14 protein-coding genes are annotated in these 15,616 nt (G+C 55.2%); 10 read left to right on the forward strand and 4 right to left on the reverse strand.

Annotated elements, in window-relative coordinates; all coding sequences use genetic code 11:
* Positions 1 to 64 precede the first annotated feature (64 nt).
* Positions 65 to 601: a hypothetical protein gene (locus tag EI293_RS16305; RefSeq protein WP_125439603.1), complete on the reverse strand. Its 537-nt coding sequence runs from the start codon at positions 599 to 601 to the stop codon at positions 65 to 67.
* Between the two features lie 188 nt (positions 602 to 789).
* Between EI293_RS16305 and EI293_RS16310 the strand changes: the two genes are divergently transcribed.
* The 4 genes from EI293_RS16310 (at position 790) to EI293_RS16325 (ending at position 5,004) form a co-directional block, all read left to right on the forward strand.
* Entirely contained in the window at positions 790 to 2,358 is a 1,569-nt protein-coding gene (locus EI293_RS16310) for an acyl-CoA carboxylase subunit beta (RefSeq protein WP_125439604.1), read from the forward strand.
* A 9-nt stretch (positions 2,359 to 2,367) separates the two neighbouring features.
* Positions 2,368 to 2,889 (forward strand): GNAT family N-acetyltransferase, encoded by a 522-nt coding sequence (locus tag EI293_RS16315; RefSeq protein WP_125439605.1) that lies wholly within the window; start codon positions 2,368 to 2,370, stop codon positions 2,887 to 2,889.
* A 46-nt stretch (positions 2,890 to 2,935) separates the two neighbouring features.
* Positions 2,936 to 4,006 carry a M42 family metallopeptidase gene (locus EI293_RS16320; protein ID WP_125439606.1) on the forward strand — a complete coding sequence of 357 codons (1,071 nt, stop codon included), beginning with the start codon at positions 2,936 to 2,938 and terminating at the stop codon, positions 4,004 to 4,006.
* A gap of 194 nt (positions 4,007 to 4,200) precedes the next feature.
* Positions 4,201 to 5,004, forward strand: coding sequence for an ABC transporter substrate-binding protein (locus EI293_RS16325; RefSeq protein WP_170170411.1), 804 nt, complete (start codon positions 4,201 to 4,203; stop codon positions 5,002 to 5,004).
* A 16-nt stretch (positions 5,005 to 5,020) separates the two neighbouring features.
* Here EI293_RS16325 and EI293_RS16330 read toward each other — a convergent pair whose 3' ends face one another.
* From EI293_RS16330 to aroB, 3 genes are all read right to left on the reverse strand, one after another.
* Positions 5,021 to 5,548, reverse strand: coding sequence for a hypothetical protein (locus EI293_RS16330; RefSeq protein WP_125439608.1), 528 nt, complete (start codon positions 5,546 to 5,548; stop codon positions 5,021 to 5,023).
* Between the two features lie 135 nt (positions 5,549 to 5,683).
* Positions 5,684 to 6,826, reverse strand: a complete 1,143-nt coding sequence (locus EI293_RS16335; RefSeq protein WP_246010683.1) for a 3-phosphoshikimate 1-carboxyvinyltransferase — start codon at positions 6,824 to 6,826, stop codon at positions 5,684 to 5,686.
* Positions 6,827 to 7,026: 200 nt separating this feature from the next.
* Positions 7,027 to 8,070 carry a 3-dehydroquinate synthase gene (gene aroB, locus EI293_RS16340; RefSeq protein WP_246010684.1) on the reverse strand — a complete coding sequence of 348 codons (1,044 nt, stop codon included), beginning with the start codon at positions 8,068 to 8,070 and terminating at the stop codon, positions 7,027 to 7,029.
* Positions 8,071 to 8,168: 98 nt separating this feature from the next.
* Here aroB and EI293_RS16345 point away from each other — a divergent pair, with 98 nt between their 5' ends.
* The 6 genes from EI293_RS16345 (at position 8,169) to EI293_RS16370 (ending at position 15,362) form a co-directional block, all read left to right on the forward strand.
* A complete protein-coding gene (locus EI293_RS16345; protein ID WP_125439611.1) occupies positions 8,169 to 8,654 on the forward strand; it encodes a hypothetical protein in 486 nt (161 codons plus the stop codon).
* 241 nt (positions 8,655 to 8,895) lie between these two features.
* Positions 8,896 to 10,089 carry a proline dehydrogenase family protein gene (locus tag EI293_RS16350; protein WP_125439612.1) on the forward strand — a complete coding sequence of 398 codons (1,194 nt, stop codon included), beginning with the start codon at positions 8,896 to 8,898 and terminating at the stop codon, positions 10,087 to 10,089.
* Between the two features lie 49 nt (positions 10,090 to 10,138).
* Positions 10,139 to 10,591 carry a hypothetical protein gene (locus EI293_RS16355; protein ID WP_246010686.1) on the forward strand — a complete coding sequence of 151 codons (453 nt, stop codon included), beginning with the start codon at positions 10,139 to 10,141 and terminating at the stop codon, positions 10,589 to 10,591.
* Positions 10,592 to 10,776: 185 nt separating this feature from the next.
* Positions 10,777 to 11,610 (forward strand): hypothetical protein, encoded by an 834-nt coding sequence (locus tag EI293_RS22585; RefSeq protein WP_317127227.1) that lies wholly within the window; start codon positions 10,777 to 10,779, stop codon positions 11,608 to 11,610.
* 329 nt (positions 11,611 to 11,939) lie between these two features.
* Positions 11,940 to 14,087 (forward strand): carboxy terminal-processing peptidase, encoded by a 2,148-nt coding sequence (locus EI293_RS16365; RefSeq protein WP_125439613.1) that lies wholly within the window; start codon positions 11,940 to 11,942, stop codon positions 14,085 to 14,087.
* Between the two features lie 237 nt (positions 14,088 to 14,324).
* The gene (locus EI293_RS16370) at positions 14,325 to 15,362 is read left to right on the forward strand and encodes a hypothetical protein (protein ID WP_246010688.1); all 1,038 of its coding nucleotides are present in this window, start codon (positions 14,325 to 14,327) and stop codon (positions 15,360 to 15,362) included.
* Positions 15,363 to 15,616: the final 254 nt, after the last annotated feature.

Genomic DNA, 15,616 nt, shown 5'->3' on the forward strand with positions numbered 1-15,616 from the left:
ACAGACGAAATATCAAGTAGAGAACGTATTAAATCATGAAGCCAATAACAACAATTGACAAATCCTACATTCCATTGAATGACAGTGCGCTAAACTGTTTTGTCGATGGATCAAATAAAGCACCCCAATAATTAGAGCCACCATCGCAGACTACTATGAGATTAACAGTAAGATCGGTATGTAACTCACTATATAACTCAACATCTCTGATCGGAAAAGCATTTACATAAACAAACTTCTTTCCTTTTATAACTACGCCAATATATTGGAAACCAAAATTTTCCATGCTTTGCACCTTTTTACTCAGTAAACAACATTCAGTAGCAATTATACTATTGATATTTCCAAAGTTATTCTCTAATAGCAGGATATCTTCTTGCATAGGATACCAGTAATTTTTTATATTTTTTGGCACATAACGTGAGCATTGCACGAAGCGCTTATGAGCATCAAACTTATTCAATACAATACTAAACAACGGCTTAAACTCCAATGATTGAGCATTGACTCTGTATTGAATAACAATCAGAAGTAGAGCTACCAGCAAATGTTTTATTCTCATAAATTCGGTTACTATATTCAAAGAGTGAATGGTGAACACAGCACTATACTAGCAATTTAAAATTAAAATATATGATTTATGCCCATGTGTAGTATAAGTTATGTTTGCATCAGATTATGCCAGCTAAGCTAGTGGATACCGCCTCGGAATTCTGGTGCGGCTTTTCTGTACCCGAGCGTTACCTTTGAACCTGTTCCCAAGTAGCTACCCTGACCTTCCCACCCACGATGTCTGATCCGCACGCTGACGCCCAACTAAGCAAAACCGAAATTCTCGCCCGCAAAAACGCCGAAGCCCTGCTCGGCGGGGGCCAGGCCCGCATTGATGCCCAGCATAAGAAAGGCAAGCTCACCGCCCGGGAGCGGATTGACCTGCTGTTTGATGAAGGCTCGTTTGAGGAAATCGGCAAGTTTGTGATGCACCGTTCCAAGGACTTCGGTCTGGACAAGGAGTATTACCTCGGCGACGGCGTGATAACGGGCTACGGCACGGTGAACGGCCGGCTGGTGTACGCGTTTTCCCAGGATTTCACGGTGTTTGGCGGATCTTTGAGCGAAACCCACGCCGAGAAAATCGTGAAGATCATGGACCTCGCCATGAAGAACGGCGCCCCAGTGCTCGGCCTCAACGACTCCGGCGGAGCCCGGATTCAGGAAGGCGTGGTGAGCCTGGGCGGCTACGCTGATATCTTCTACAAGAACACCCTGGCCTCGGGCGTGGTACCGCAGCTGTCGGCCATTATGGGGCCGTGCGCGGGCGGCGCGGTGTACTCGCCGGCCATTACCGACTTCATCCTGATGGTGGAGGACACGAGCTACATGTTCGTGACCGGCCCGAACGTGGTGAAGACCGTCACCCACGAAAACGTGACTAGCGAGGAGCTGGGCGGGGCCAGCACCCACTCGGCTAAGAGCGGCGTGACGCATTTCTCGTGCGCCAACGAAGTGGCCTGCATCAACCACCTCAAGCAGCTGCTGAGCTACATGCCCCAGAACTGCGAGGAAACGGCCCCCATGGTGCCCTACGAGGCCGGCCAGGACGAAAGCCGGGCGGTGCTCGACACCATCATCCCCGACAACCCGAACCAGCCCTACGACATGCGGGAGGTAATTGACGGCCTGATCGACGCCGGCTCCTTCCTGGAAGTGCACCAGAATTTCGCCGAGAATATTGTGGTGGGTTTTGCCCGTCTGGGTGGCCGCAGCATCGGCATCGTGGGCAACCAGCCGGCGGTACTGGCCGGCGTGCTTGATATCAACGCCAGCACCAAGGCCGCCCGCTTCGTGCGGTTCTGCGACTCGTTCAACATCCCGCTGCTGGTGCTGGAAGACGTGCCCGGCTTCCTGCCCGGCACCGACCAGGAGTGGCGCGGCATCATCACCAACGGGGCCAAGCTGCTCTACGCCTTCTGCGAAGCCACCGTGCCGCGCATCACCGTGATTACCCGCAAAGCCTACGGCGGCGCGTACGACGTGATGAACAGCAAGCATATCGGAGCTGATATGAACTACGCCTGGCCTACCGCCGAAATTGCGGTAATGGGCGCTAAGGGCGCGGCCGAAATCATCTTCAAGCGCGAAATTGCCGCCTCCGAAAACCCCGAAGCCAAGCTCCAGGAGAAGGTAGACGAGTACCAGCAGAAGTTCGCAACGCCCTACCGCGCCGCCCACCGGGGCTTCGTAGACGAGGTAATCCTGCCCTCCCAGACGCGCCAGAAGCTGATCCGCGCCTTCAAGATGCTGGAAAACAAGGTGGACACTCTTCCCCGCAAAAAGCACGGCAACATTCCGCTGTAAGAAGCTGCCATGTCCATCACCATTCGCCCTTTCACGCTTCAGGATGCGCCCGCCATTCGGCAGCTGTACCAACGCGTATCAGCAGAAAGCGGCGGGCTGGCCCGGCAGCCCGAAGAAATAACTGAGGAGTACGTTCACCATTTTCTGACGCGCAGCCTTGACAAGGGCGTAGGGCTGGTGGCGGAGCGTAACGGCGAGCTGGTGGCGGAAATTCACGCGTACCAGGCGGGCCTACAGATATTCGCTCACGTGCTCGGCGACCTGACGGTGGCCATTGATGTCTCGGCACAGGGCCAGGGTTTGGGGCGGCGGCTATTTACTGAGTTGCTGAGCCAAACGAAGGCCCGGTTTCCAGAGGTAAGCCGCGTGGAACTGCTGGTGCGCGAAAGCAACACCCGCGCCATTGCGCTGTACGAGAAGCTGGGCTTCCGCCAGGAAGGCCGCTTCGAGGGACGCGTAGCCGGCGCGCAGGGCCTGGAAGCGGATATTCCGATGGCCTGGCACGCGCCGGGGCCGCCGGACACTACGTAAACCATTCGGCCCGGCCGTTGTATTTTATCTTTTGATTCCTCATTCCATGCGTCTAGAAAGCTTCGACTTCCTCCAGAAATACCTCAACAATCCCTCTCCCACTGGCTTCGAGATGGAAGGCCAGAAAATATGGCTCGACTACCTGAAACCGTATATCGATGAGTACTTCGTGGATACCTACGGCACAGTGGTGGGCGTCATCAACCCCGAGGCCGAGTACAAAGTGGTGATTGAGGCCCACGCCGACGAAATCAGCTACTTCGTCAACTTCATCACCGAATCGGGCTTCCTGTACCTGCGCAAGAACGGTGGCTCCGACCCTTTGGTGGCCCCAAGCAAACGGGTAAACATCCACACCAAGAAGGGCATTGTGAAGGCGGTGTTCGGCTGGCCGGCCATTCACGTGCGTAAGGTGGAGCAGGATAAAGCCCCCACCATCGAAACCGTGTTCCTGGATTGCGGCGCCTCCTCCAAGGAAGAGGTGGAGGCAATGGGTATTCATGTGGGCTCGGTGGTGACGTTTGAGGACGAGTTTACGGTGCTTAACGACCGGTTCTACGTGGGCCGGGCGCTAGATAACCGCATCGGTGGGTTCATGATTGCCGAGGTGGCCCGCCGCCTCAAGGAAGAGGGCAAAAAGCTACCCTTCGGCCTCTACATCGTGAATGCGGTGCAGGAGGAAATCGGGCTGCGGGGCGCGGAGATGATTGCCCACCGCATCAAGCCCGACGTGGCCATCGTGACGGACGTGATTCACGATACCCAGTCGCCGATGTACGAGAAAAAGACTTCCGGTGACCTGTTCTGCGGCAAAGGCCCCGTAATTACCTACGGCCCGGCCGTGCAGAACAACCTGCGGGAACTCATCATCGAAACGGCCCAGAGTGCCGAGATTCCCTTCCAGCGCGCCGCCGCCACCCGCGCCACCGGCACCGATACGGACGCCTTCGCCTACTCCCACTCCGGCGTAGCCTCGGCCCTGATTTCGCTGCCCCTCAAGTACATGCACACCACCGTGGAAACTGTCCATAAAGACGACGTGCAGAGCGTAATCAATCTGATTTACGAAACGCTGCTCCGCATCGAGGACAAGCACGATTTCCGCTATTTCAGCTAATCACGGATTTTTTCGGATTTAGAATGATTAGTCGGATTAGTCGGATTAGTCGGATTTCGTGGACGATTCCTTGGGTCTAACTACTCACAGACGGAAGCAGATTTGTCCTGACACATGCAGAGTCTGTATACCGAAGCCGCAGCAGGTTGCTGTGGCTTCGGTAGTTTTGGTATTTCCATTATCCATGCAATCTGATGAATCTGCCTGAATCCGTGATTCCGCTCACCGTAACCGACCAGATGGACCGGCGGGTGGCCGTGCCGTTTCCGCCCCGGCGGATTGTGTCGCTGGTTCCCTCGCAGACGGAGTTGCTGTTTGATCTGGGGTTGGGGGAGCGAGTGATGGGCATCACGAAGTTCTGTATTCATCCGGCCGAGGCCCGGCAGTCGGCCACCGTCATTGGCGGCACCAAGAACTTCGATTTCGACAAGATTGACGCCCTTCGGCCCGACCTCATTATCGGCAACAAGGAAGAAAACTACCAGGCCGGTATCGAGCAGCTGGCGGAGAAGTACCCGGTCTGGATGAGCGACATCAGTACCCTGCCCGATTCGCTGAGTATGATCCGGCGCGTAGGCCTGCTCACTGGCCGCCAGGAAGCCGCCGACGCCCTGGCTACCGAAATTGCGGCTTCTTTCGTGGCCCTTCCCCCGATGGCCAAGCCTGTATCGGCGGCGTATTTCATCTGGCGCAAGCCTTACATGGTGTCAGCCGGCGGCACCTTCATTGATGAGATGCTGGCGCGGGCTGGCTTCCAGAACGTATTCAGCCACCTGGGCCGCTACCCCGAAATAACACCCAAGCAACTGCAAACCGCTGCGCCTCAGCAGATTCTATTGTCCTCCGAGCCTTACCCCTTCGGCGAAAAGCACGTCGCGGAGTTCCAGGAAATCTGCCCCACGGCCTCTATCCGCATTGTGGATGGGGAGCTGTTCAGCTGGTACGGCAGCCGCCTGCGTCACTCCGCCGCCTATTTCCGCGAGTTGCGGGCACGATAGGTCGTTACACCGGTTGTTAGCGAATAAAAATAGAGCCCGGGGGATGCTCCTTCTTGGGCATCCGCTTCAGCCATATATCAACCACCGTTGCCGATTGCGTGTCTGTTGGGTGAATGATGTGTAGTTGCGCAATTGCCACCGGAGTTATACGCAGCTTACTTGTTGCCTCTGCACTCAACCAATGGCCGTCAATGGCAAACTGCAATGGCCCCGGCAGCTTCAACCGTCGTCCCAGCTGTGGCAAAGATTCTGTCGGCACTCGCCGCGTTGAGTTAATAATCAGTACCCCCGTTGTACCTACACTTGCTTGCCAGGGTAGTGGAGTATTGTCATTGGTACGCATCGACAGCTTGTATACTTCGATTCCCTGAATATCAGAAGGCACGAAATCGGCAACTAGGCCATTGATAATGGTAGTGGAATTGAGTAGATAGATAGGGTCCGCTTCGGGCCGTATGTAGGATTGGGGCTGTTGCGCATACGCTACATTGGCCATTGCCCACATACTTACCGCTCCAAGTACCAAGGGTTTACGAATAGTCATTTGGGGGAATAGTGTATATAGTTAGCAATAAACAACCAAAATCCATAAGCTAGTGATATAGGTTACCCAACCAGGTTGCCTACATCAAGCAGATAAATAGGTTGCTCATCTCTGATGGGCAACCTATTTATCTATCTAAAACACCGGGGCCGGCGTGGGGTCAGTCACGAAGCCGACCTTTTCCAGCTCCCGCCAAAACTGCGGATACGACTTGCGCACTACCTGCGGAGCTTCCAGCGTGAGTGGCCCCAACAGAGCCAGCGGGGCAAAGGCCATAGCCATCCGATGGTCGTGGTAAGTAGCTACCGTCTGGCCAGCCACGCGGAAATCCTGGCCGCTAACCTGGAACACGCCTGCGCCCTCGTCAGTCAGGCTCCCGCCGAACTTAGCCAACTCGTTTTGCAAAGCGGCAATCCGGTCGGTTTCCTTGATGCGCAGGCTTTCCAGGCCGGTCATGGTAGTAGGTATACCGAGGGCAGCAGCTACAACGGCTACGGTCTGGGCCAGATCCGGACAGTCGGTGAAATCCTGAGTGAGCGAGGCGTTAGGGGCGCGTTTGGTCAGGCGCAGCGTTTCGTCGGCCAAAAACTCGGTATGTACGCCCAACTGGGCCATAATGGCCACAATGGCTTGGTCGCCCTGCCAGGAGTAACGGCGCAGCGTCGGCAGGGTGAGGTGGGAGCCGGCCGGAGCCAGGGCCACCATGGCATACCAGTAGCTGGCCGCCGACCAGTCGCCTTCCACCGTGTAGTTGGTGGCCTCATAGGCCTGCGGGCGGACTTCCAACACCTCGCCCAAATCCCGGCACTGAGCCCCGAAATGCTGCATCAGCGCCAATGTCATCCGGATATATGGGCGGGAGCCTACCTTGCCGGTCAGCCAGATGCGCAGACCATGAGGCAACGTGGGACCCACCATCAGCAGGGCCGAAATATATTGGCTGCTGATGTCGCCTCGTACTTTTAGCTCCGTGAAATCGGCTTCCTCCGTAGCCGGCTGTGGTGTGCGGCCCAGCAGGCGCAGTGGGGGGTAGCCATCTTGGTTCAGGTACTCGATGCGGGCACCCAGCTCCTGTAGCGCATCGGCCAGTACCTTAATGGGACGTTCCTGCATGCGGGCGGTGCCGGTCAGCTCAGTCTGGCGGCCGGTCATGGCCAGGTAGGCCGTCAGGAAGCGCATGACGGTACCGGCATCCTCGGCGTCGAATACCGGCGCGGCCGGATCGGCCAGTAGCCGCTGCATGAGTTGCGTGTCGTTGGCATCGGAAAGATTTCTCAAATCCCCACCACCGGCCAGAGCACGGATGATGAGGGCACGGTTGCTTTCACTTTTAGAGGCCGGCACCTGGGCCGTGCCCCAAAGCTGGCCCGTAGACCAGGTAAGAGTCAGAGAAGAATTGATGGCGAAGGAGACTTACAGAGCCTGGCCGAAACCGTGCTCCTGAGTGATATAAGGGACCATTCCGGCACGCGGCCAACCTATAGGCGGTGGTAGTATCGCAATGCCTCGGCTATTTCGGTGAGCGTCACCGGCTGGTCGTACACCCCGCGCCCGATGCCTTCCAGCAGCGTGCAGTTGATGATGGAGCCGGAGTTTTTCTTGTCCTGAAGGGCAAATTGCGCAATGGCCTCCGTTTCCAGGCTCACAAACTGTACTTTCTCGAATACGGAGAACAGAAAAGTTTCGATGCTATCCAGCTCCCCGGTGCTCAGCAGGCCCTTCTGCTGGCTTAGCCAAGCCTCGCACACCATACCAGCGGCCACGGCCTCACCATGCAGAATCTCGCGGCCCGGCTGTTGCAACAGGTAGCTTTCCAGCGCGTGGCCTACGGTATGCCCAAAGTTGAGCAGCTTGCGCAAACCGCTTTCCAACGGGTCCTGCTCCACAATGCGCCGCTTCAGTGCCACCGATTCCTCAATAATCGGGGTCCAGTCCTCAATTCCCAGCACGCCTATGGAGTGGTTGCGGTTGAACGCTTCCGCGTCGGCAATCAGCCAGTGCTTTACCACCTCCGCGTAGCCCGATTTAAGTTGGCGCGGGTCGAGCGTCTGCAGAAACCGGGGCTCGATGCACACGGCTGCAGGCTCCTGAAATACCCCCAACTGGTTTTTGAAGCCCATAAAGTCGACGCCGGTTTTGCCACCCACACTGGCATCTACTTGCGCCAGCAGCGTAGTAGGCACCTGCACAAACCGAATACCGCGCTTGTACACGGCCGCCGCGAAACCGCCCAGATCAGTAACCACCCCGCCCCCCAGATTCACCAGCAGCGTGTGGCGGTCAGCCGATTGTTCCGTGAGAGCCGTCCAGACCGTTTCGCAGGAAGACAGCGTTTTGAACTCTTCTCCCGCCGGAATTTCCAGCAGGTGGAAGCCCGCAGGTAGCAAGGCCGTAAGCAACGGCAGGCACTGCCGGCTGGTGTTAGCGTCAACGAGGACAAAAACCTGACTTACAGTTCTACCAGCTACTATTTCCGCTAATGCCGGCAGAGCATCCGCTCCGATGAACAAGGTATCATTCAAAATTAAATGAGTTTTATTAAAAGTTTTCGACCAACGTTTGCAAGAAATCAGACAAAAATAGCTTGCTTTGATGCAACTATCATGATCTGATTCCGCTCATGAAAACGCAACTTACTTTCTATTCAGTTATGAAATCTCTTGTTCGTGGCTTATCCGTCACAACCTTTCTTGCCGTAGGCAGCCTTATTTCGTCCTGTAGCAAAGACGCACTGCCCACTTTTGAGGAGGGTTTGGTGGGCCGTTGGGAATGGCAGCAAACTGCCGCTCAAAGTCAGCGTTTACTAACCCCCGATAACACCGGCCATCGGGTAGTAGTAGAGTTTGACCGCCGGGGCCGGGCCCGGTTTTATCAGGATGGTACCCTAATCAGCGCAGCCGCTTTTTCGGTCCGGCGTGAGTTGGGAGGATTCGGCAAGCAGTCCAAGCATCTTATTATTTATCGGGGTTACCAGAACAATCAGTACTATTCAGTAACCGGTAACAGACTACAGTTGCAGGATACCAATGGTAAGCTGATGGCGCATACCTATATTCGGGTAGTTCCGGAGGTTTCGGCTCAGTTGCCCGACCATAAACCTTACTAACGCTTGGCGTATATGGGTCAACCACCACAGTCCGACACCGGCCGGCGGTAATTGAGCGTGCCAGTGCCTGCGCAGTGTCATCACTCCGCAAGAACAGGCATGAGGCCGGATACGACACAGTGAGGAAGTAAGCGGGAACCGACACGAGAAGCTCAGGCAATCATCCACCCACACGCAATGTTTACCGGTTATCTTTGTACCGGCAGCGTACCACCCGCGCTGCCGTTCAACGCTACCGCCCATGCCTGTAACGCAAGCCCCACCCATTTCCTTCGATGATACTGCCGTAGCCTTTGCGTCCAAGTCGGATGGCGAGTTGCGCAAGATGTATGCCCTGTTTGCGGCCATGAACAACAGTTCTCTGGTAAAAACCGGCGGCGGCCTCATGAAAGCCGCGCTGAAATGGCATCTCCCCGGTACTAAGTTTCTTATCCGAAAATCAATTTTCGGGCAGTTCTGCGGTGGCGAAACCATTCAGGAATGCCTGCCGGTCATTCAGGAATTAGGGCGTTATCATATCGGCACCATCCTCGACTATTCAGTGGAAGGCGAAGGAAACGATAAGAGCTTTGATGCTACTACCACCGAGTTGCTGGCAACTATTGACTTGGCGCACCGTTCCCAGCACATTCCGTTTTCCGTATTCAAAGTCACTGGCGTCGGTGACGCCGCTATTCTGGAGAAGGTGCAGGCCGGCAAAGCCCTGACGCCTGCCGAGCAGACCAGCTTTGAAAAGACAAAAAAGCGCATCAATGCCATCTGTGCCCGAGCCCACCAATACGGGGTACGGGTGTTTGTAGACGCGGAGGAAAGCTGGTTTCAGGATACCATCGACCAACTGGCTTATGAGATGATGCAGCGCTATAACCGGGAGTCAGCTATTGTCTGGAACACGTATCAACTGTATCGGCACGACCGGCTGGACGCGCTCAAAAAAGCCCAGGCAGCTGCCGTGGCCGGTGGTTATTATCTGGGCGGGAAGCTGGTACGCGGGGCATACATGGAAAAAGAGGGTCGGGTAGCCGCGCAGCAAGGACGTGAGAACCCCATCAATCCCACCAAAACAGCTACCGATGACCTGTACAACGAAGCTCTCCGCTACTGTGTGCAACACGCTGACCGCATCAGCATCTGTGCCGGCACGCACAACGAAGCCAGCTCGTTGCTGCTCACCGAATTGATGCAGGAGAATGGGCTGCGCCCCGGCGACCCTCGCATCTGGTTTGCGCAGCTTTACGGTATGAGCGACAACCTGAGCTACAATCTGGCCAATGCCGGCTATAATACGGCTAAGTATGTGCCCTACGGACCGGTAGAGGCCGTTATGCCCTACCTGTTGCGACGGGCCGATGAAAATACCGCCATTGCCGGTCAGACCAGCCGGGAGTTTATGCTGATTCAAAAGGAAATGAGCCGCCGCAAAGCTCGACCTTAGAGAAAAATCCACCGCCTATATAGTTGAACGGCACAGTTTTTGGCTGCCGTTGCCCGTCGCACCGGTTTTAACCCCGGCACGACGGGCTTTTTTTGCTACATTCCGCTTTCGTTTCCTCCCATTATTCCTGCCCATGACCGGCCGAGTACGCAGCCATTTAATTCGTTTCTCTCGCACTCAGGTAGGCACTACCAGCTACCTGAATCTGGTTCAGGAAGCTGAGCTTGGCCTCAACCTGGAAATTTCCCACGAAAAATCCCGGCTTAATGAAATCCTCGCCGAAATTTCCGAGAATGAGTACCAGGCCGGGCGGCCAATTCTGAGTTGCCTGGTAAAGGTGGAAGGCTCCAAGGGCCAGGGCGACAACTTCTATAAGCTGTGTGAACGGCTGGGCCTGGGCGAATGGCGTGAGTTGAAGCAACAGGAAGATTTTCTAAAAAATATGCGTCGGGAATGTCGGGCGTTCTGGCAGAATGATGATAATTTCGAAAAATTTGCGTAAGCAAAAACCGCGTTCCGGGCTCTAAAAAGGGCATAATGAGTGCTGGCAGAAGAAAGAGTGGATATTTTTTCCGCAACCCCGTTTTCGGCGGCTGCGTTAAGCACCATCGAAACCTACCCCGGCTTTCCTTTCCAAAGTAGCCGGTTGGGTAACTCTCTCCTACTCATTCATTAATCCCCCACCCCATGAACAACGATTCGATTAATCCCACTAATTCAGGTACTGGTTCAGGCGCTAACTATGGTACCGGCTCGGCTGGTACCGGCTACGGTACTGGTGCTAACACTACTTCCAGCGGCAACATGGGTAACGCTAGCACCGGCGACTCTTCCCTCAGTGGTTCTGCTGATACCAATCCTCATCATGACCACAGCGCAACCCAGAAGGGTGCCGCAGTGGCTGGCTCGGTTGGTGCCGCAGTAGGTGCTGGTGTTGACGCGGTTCAGAACACGGCTGGCGACGCTGCCCGTGCTGTAACCGGCAGCAACGAGACTTACGGTTCAGGCAACTCTTACGCTACGGCCACGTTCCGTGACCGTGCCAGTGCCGAGCGAGCTTATGAGTCGCTTTCCTCGCGGGGCTACAGCAAGGATGATGTGAACCTAATGATGTCGAACGAAACGCGTGACCGCCATTTCGGTGACAACACGCCTGATACTGACCTAGGTGATAAGGCCATGGAAGGTGCTGGTGTAGGTTCGGCCATTGGCGGTACTGCTGGTGCCATTATTGGTGCTATTGCAGCCATTGGTACTTCGGTGGCTTTGCCCGGTCTGGGCCTGATCATTGCTGGTCCTATTGCTGCTGCTCTAGCTGGTGCTGGTGCCGGTGGCCTTACGGGTGGCTTGGTAGGAGCTCTGGTAGGCTCAGGTATTCCTGAAGAACATGCCGCCGAATATGAGACTGACGTGAAGAACGGTAACATTGTGATGGGCGTACGTCCCCGCAGTGAAGAAGATGCTCGTTACTTCGAGGATGAGTTCCGTCGCCACAGCGGCGACAAAGTTCGTCGCTACTAATCAAGTAGTCAGGTTATTCTGAAAAAAGGCTCTTCCTCTCGCAGGAAGAGCCTTTTTTTTGTTGTTGAAGGCAATATTGTTCACCGCTAATTCATTTTTGGGTGGTTATTTGCTGAACCCTTATATTCACGGACAGGCAGTCCGGATATTGGTGCAACCCTTGGTCGTATTTCCAGCCCTTCACTAGTGCAACTGCTCCTGCGCGAAGGGCACTTATTAGGCTGGTATCTGCGTTGAGTGGTATAACCGGTAGCTCACAACGTGCGTAGGCCATTGTATGGGCTGCTGTCTGCCACCTGACTTTTCTTCATTTTCACCCCCGTTAGTTCATGTCTTCCCCCCGACTCAAAATAGGCCTGTATGCCTCGGTGTTGCTGGCGGTGTTCGTGCTGGCTTCTTACAAGCTATACCGGCGCAACGACGGCAACTCTCCGCAGAAGGACGAAGTGCTTATCAAGGCCATGCTGCAGGGCCTGAGTGCTGCTCACTATCAGCCGGAGCGTATTGATGACGCTTTCTCTAAACGCGTGTTCGATCTATATCTGAAGCGGCTGGATGGTAGCAAGAAATTCCTGCTCCAGACGGATGTAGCCCAGCTCAACCAGTACCAGAAGGAAATTGATGATGAGGTACAGCGCGGTACCCATGAGTTTCTGGATAAGAGTACACTCATTATGAGCCAGCGCGTGAAGGACGTGCAGGGCCTATACCGCGAAATCCTGGCCCAGCCTTTCGATTTCACGACTGAAGAAATCTTCGAAACGGAGCCGGATAAGGCTACGTTTGCCGCTAATGCCGCCGCCCAGCGCGAAGAATGGCGCAAGTTTCTGAAGTACCAGACGCTGGTGCGCGTTTCAGAGATGATGGACGAGCAGACCAAGAAAAAGGACAAGCCCCTGGCTTCAACCAACGTGACGCCGTCTGCTACCACTACGTCGGAGCCGACGCGTACGCCGGCCCAGATGGAAGTAGAAGCACGTAAACGGGTCCTGAAGTATTTTGATGACTACTTCAAGGACCTTTCACAGACGGATGCCAGTGACCGGCTGGCGACGTATGCCAACGTCATTGCTAATACCTACGACCCACATACCGAGTATTTCGCTCCCCGTGACAAAGACAACTTCGATATTGCCATGACCGGCCGATTTGAGGGTATTGGCGCGACGCTGCAGGAAAAGGATGGTCAGATTAAAGTAGCCGATATCGTACCCGGCTCGGCTTCGTATCGCCAGGGCGAATTGAAAGCCGGTGATGCTATCATCCGGGTGGCCCAGGGTGCTGAGGAGCCGGTATCGGTTGAAGGCTGGCGCCTCGATAAGGCTATCGTTCTGATTCGGGGCAAAAAAGGGACTCAGGTACGCCTGACGGTGCGCAAACCCGACAATAGCACCAAGGTTATTCCAATTGTGCGCGACGTAGTGGTTATTGAAGAAACCTACGCTCAGTCGGCTACTATCAATGAAAACGGTAAGAAGCTGGGGTATATCAAGTTGCCCAATTTCTACGCCGACTTCAATGACAACGGGGGCCGCAGTTCGGCTGCTGATGTGAAGAAGGAGCTGGAGAAGCTCAAGCAGGAAAACGTGCAGGGCGTGGTGCTTGACCTACGCTTCAATGGCGGCGGCTCGTTGCAGGACGCCGTAGAAATGGCCGGCCTGTTCATTGACAGCGGCCCGGTAGTGCAGGTGCGTGGTGGCCAGGGTGCCGCTACCATCCTCAACGACCGGGACCCACGCGTACAGTTCGGTGGTCCGTTGGTTATCTTAGTAAACAAGTACAGCGCATCGGCTTCCGAGATTCTGGCGGCAGCTATTCAGGACTACAAGCGCGGCGTGATCATGGGCTCGGCCAGTACGTATGGCAAAGGCACGGTACAGCGTATTTTCGACTTGGATGATGCGATGCCCGCCGAGTTCAATGCCATCAAACCTTTCGGTTCGCTGAAACTGACTACCCAGAAGTTCTACCGCATCAATGGTGGCTCTACTCAGTTCAAAGGCGTAATTCCGGATATCATTCTGCCAGATGCATACAGCTACCTCGACCAGGGTGAGAAAGAAACTGATTACCCGCTGAAGTGGGACGAAATCACGCCCGCCAAGTACCGCTCTTGGAACGGTGCTCCGGCCATCGACAAGCTTCGTCAGGCCAGCACGGCCCGCGTGAATGCCAGCCCCAGCTTCAAGCAGCTTTCGGATATGGTGCAGCGCATGGTGAAGCGCAAGGACGACACGAAAGTGTCGCTGAAGCTGACCAACTACCGCACCGAGCAGACACAAGCCAAAACCGAATCGGATAAGTACGAGGCCATTCAGAATGCGGCCCAGCCGATGACCATTGCGCCTTTGGCCTTCGACCTTCGCCAGTTGGGTACTGATACGCTCAAGGTAAACCGGGCCTCACGTTTTGTGAAACCCCTCAAAAAGGACATCACGCTGCGCGAGGCAGTAGCTGTACTGAAAGACCAGATCTAAGCTGTTTTTCAGGTATTACCCGACTTTACCCAAAGCCTCCGCACATTGTGCGGAGGCTTTTTTAGTGCCTTCTGGCATACCGTATCCCCTTTAGCAAACCACCTCTGCAAAACATTCTTACACGAGACAGCATAATCATTCATAAAGCACTAATAAACAACATATTGAACACCATAGAATCATGACAATATTTTTAGCAAATAAGAACCAAAAAATTAGTATCTTGGTTTATAAAGCATGACGACGATGAACATGGAAACGAATATCATTCCGCTGATTACTGAAGAGCAGAAGCTGGCTGAGGAAACTTGGCGCAAGTCCATTCCGGCCCAGGTGTTTCTGAACTACTTCTTCGCCATCAACTACCACATCCAAGAAGCCGATGACGCCATGGGCGGCCTGCAGCACCTGCCGTTCTTCCGGGCGCACCAAGCGGAGTTGGCCGAAACAGACGTGCAGGCCATTACCAAGATGCTGCACGCCTGCTGGAGCACGGAGTACGCCCTTCGCTCCACAGCCGAGCTCGGTGATGAGGACTACCTGCGCAACGCGTTGCACTGGACCTTCCCACAGGCGTACCACACCATTATGGCCGGGCTGCAGGCGTTTCTGTACACGGCCGGCGTACGCAGTAACAACCCTTCCCTTATCCGCCGGGAAGTGGGCCGGCTGGTAGTGCGCAACGCGTATCCGCGGCCTATTTCCTTCTACGCGGCCGGCGCATACGGCGACTTCAGCATTCACCGCCTGCCCCTGGCTGGCTATAAAGCCGGACTACACATTGCGGGCAAAGAAATTGATGCCCAGGCCCAGATTGGTCAGTTTTTGCGTACTACTCGCAAGATCAAGGCGCAGGCCACCCGCCAACAGGTGCAGGCCAATGCCAACACGGCTATCCGCAGCCAGAAAACCGGCAAGGTGCTGGACAAGTGGACGGCCGCTCACTGGCAGCAGATTACTTGGCGGCTGGGCTACACTACGCTGTTCGATCTGCTAGGCCGCCTGCGCATCTCGCAGACCAGCCGCGAGATTGAGCGTTTCGTGGAGGCTGACATCGACTTCAAGCTGTTCCATTACTCGCTACTCAACATCGTGAGCTACCTCAACGGCATCCACGAAACATATGTGGCGAAAGCCATGGGCCTGGAGCGCTACCAGCAACTGGTGGCCGAGCTGCCACGGCACCTGCAGCACTCCTTTGTAGAAGAGCGCCTGCGGACCCGCGTAGCCCCAACCCTGCGCGACGACGAGCCCACGATGCGCATGGCCGCCTAAATCACGGATTTTCCGGATTTCACGGATCCGTTCTGCTCTGCTTATTTAGTTTCTGACTCCATATACACGTAAGCGCCGGCCCTTTGGGCTGGCGCTTTTTGCTTGTACTTATGCCTGGGAGCAGCCAACATTAGCGGCCCGGCCCGGTAGTGTATTGCTGAAGGCGGAAAGAAATCCGGTACATCCGGAAAATCCGTCTGAATCCCTGATTATTTTTGCAGCTTGATTTGTCCGGCCCCAGGTGGGGCCCGTTA

Origin of the sequence: Hymenobacter perfusus (genome assembly GCF_003944765.1) — a bacterium.
Taxonomy (GTDB): domain Bacteria; phylum Bacteroidota; class Bacteroidia; order Cytophagales; family Hymenobacteraceae; genus Hymenobacter; species Hymenobacter perfusus.

Excerpts from the sequence above, each read along its gene's own strand:
- EI293_RS16330 (WP_125439608.1), bottom strand. The coding sequence starts at position 5,548 with ATGACTATTCGTAAACCCTTGGTACTTGGAGCGGTAAGTATGTGGGCA.
- EI293_RS16345 (WP_125439611.1), top strand. The coding sequence starts at position 8,169 with ATGAAAACGCAACTTACTTTCTATTCAGTTATGAAATCTCTTGTTCGT.
- EI293_RS16315 (WP_125439605.1), top strand. The coding sequence starts at position 2,368 with ATGTCCATCACCATTCGCCCTTTCACGCTTCAGGATGCGCCCGCCATT.
- EI293_RS16310 (WP_125439604.1), top strand. The coding sequence starts at position 790 with ATGTCTGATCCGCACGCTGACGCCCAACTAAGCAAAACCGAAATTCTC.
- EI293_RS16370 (WP_246010688.1), top strand. The coding sequence starts at position 14,325 with ATGACGACGATGAACATGGAAACGAATATCATTCCGCTGATTACTGAA.
- EI293_RS16320 (WP_125439606.1), top strand. The coding sequence starts at position 2,936 with ATGCGTCTAGAAAGCTTCGACTTCCTCCAGAAATACCTCAACAATCCC.
- EI293_RS22585 (WP_317127227.1), top strand. The coding sequence starts at position 10,777 with ATGAACAACGATTCGATTAATCCCACTAATTCAGGTACTGGTTCAGGC.
- EI293_RS16325 (WP_170170411.1), top strand. The coding sequence starts at position 4,201 with ATGAATCTGCCTGAATCCGTGATTCCGCTCACCGTAACCGACCAGATG.
- EI293_RS16350 (WP_125439612.1), top strand. The coding sequence starts at position 8,896 with ATGCCTGTAACGCAAGCCCCACCCATTTCCTTCGATGATACTGCCGTA.
- EI293_RS16365 (WP_125439613.1), top strand. The coding sequence starts at position 11,940 with ATGTCTTCCCCCCGACTCAAAATAGGCCTGTATGCCTCGGTGTTGCTG.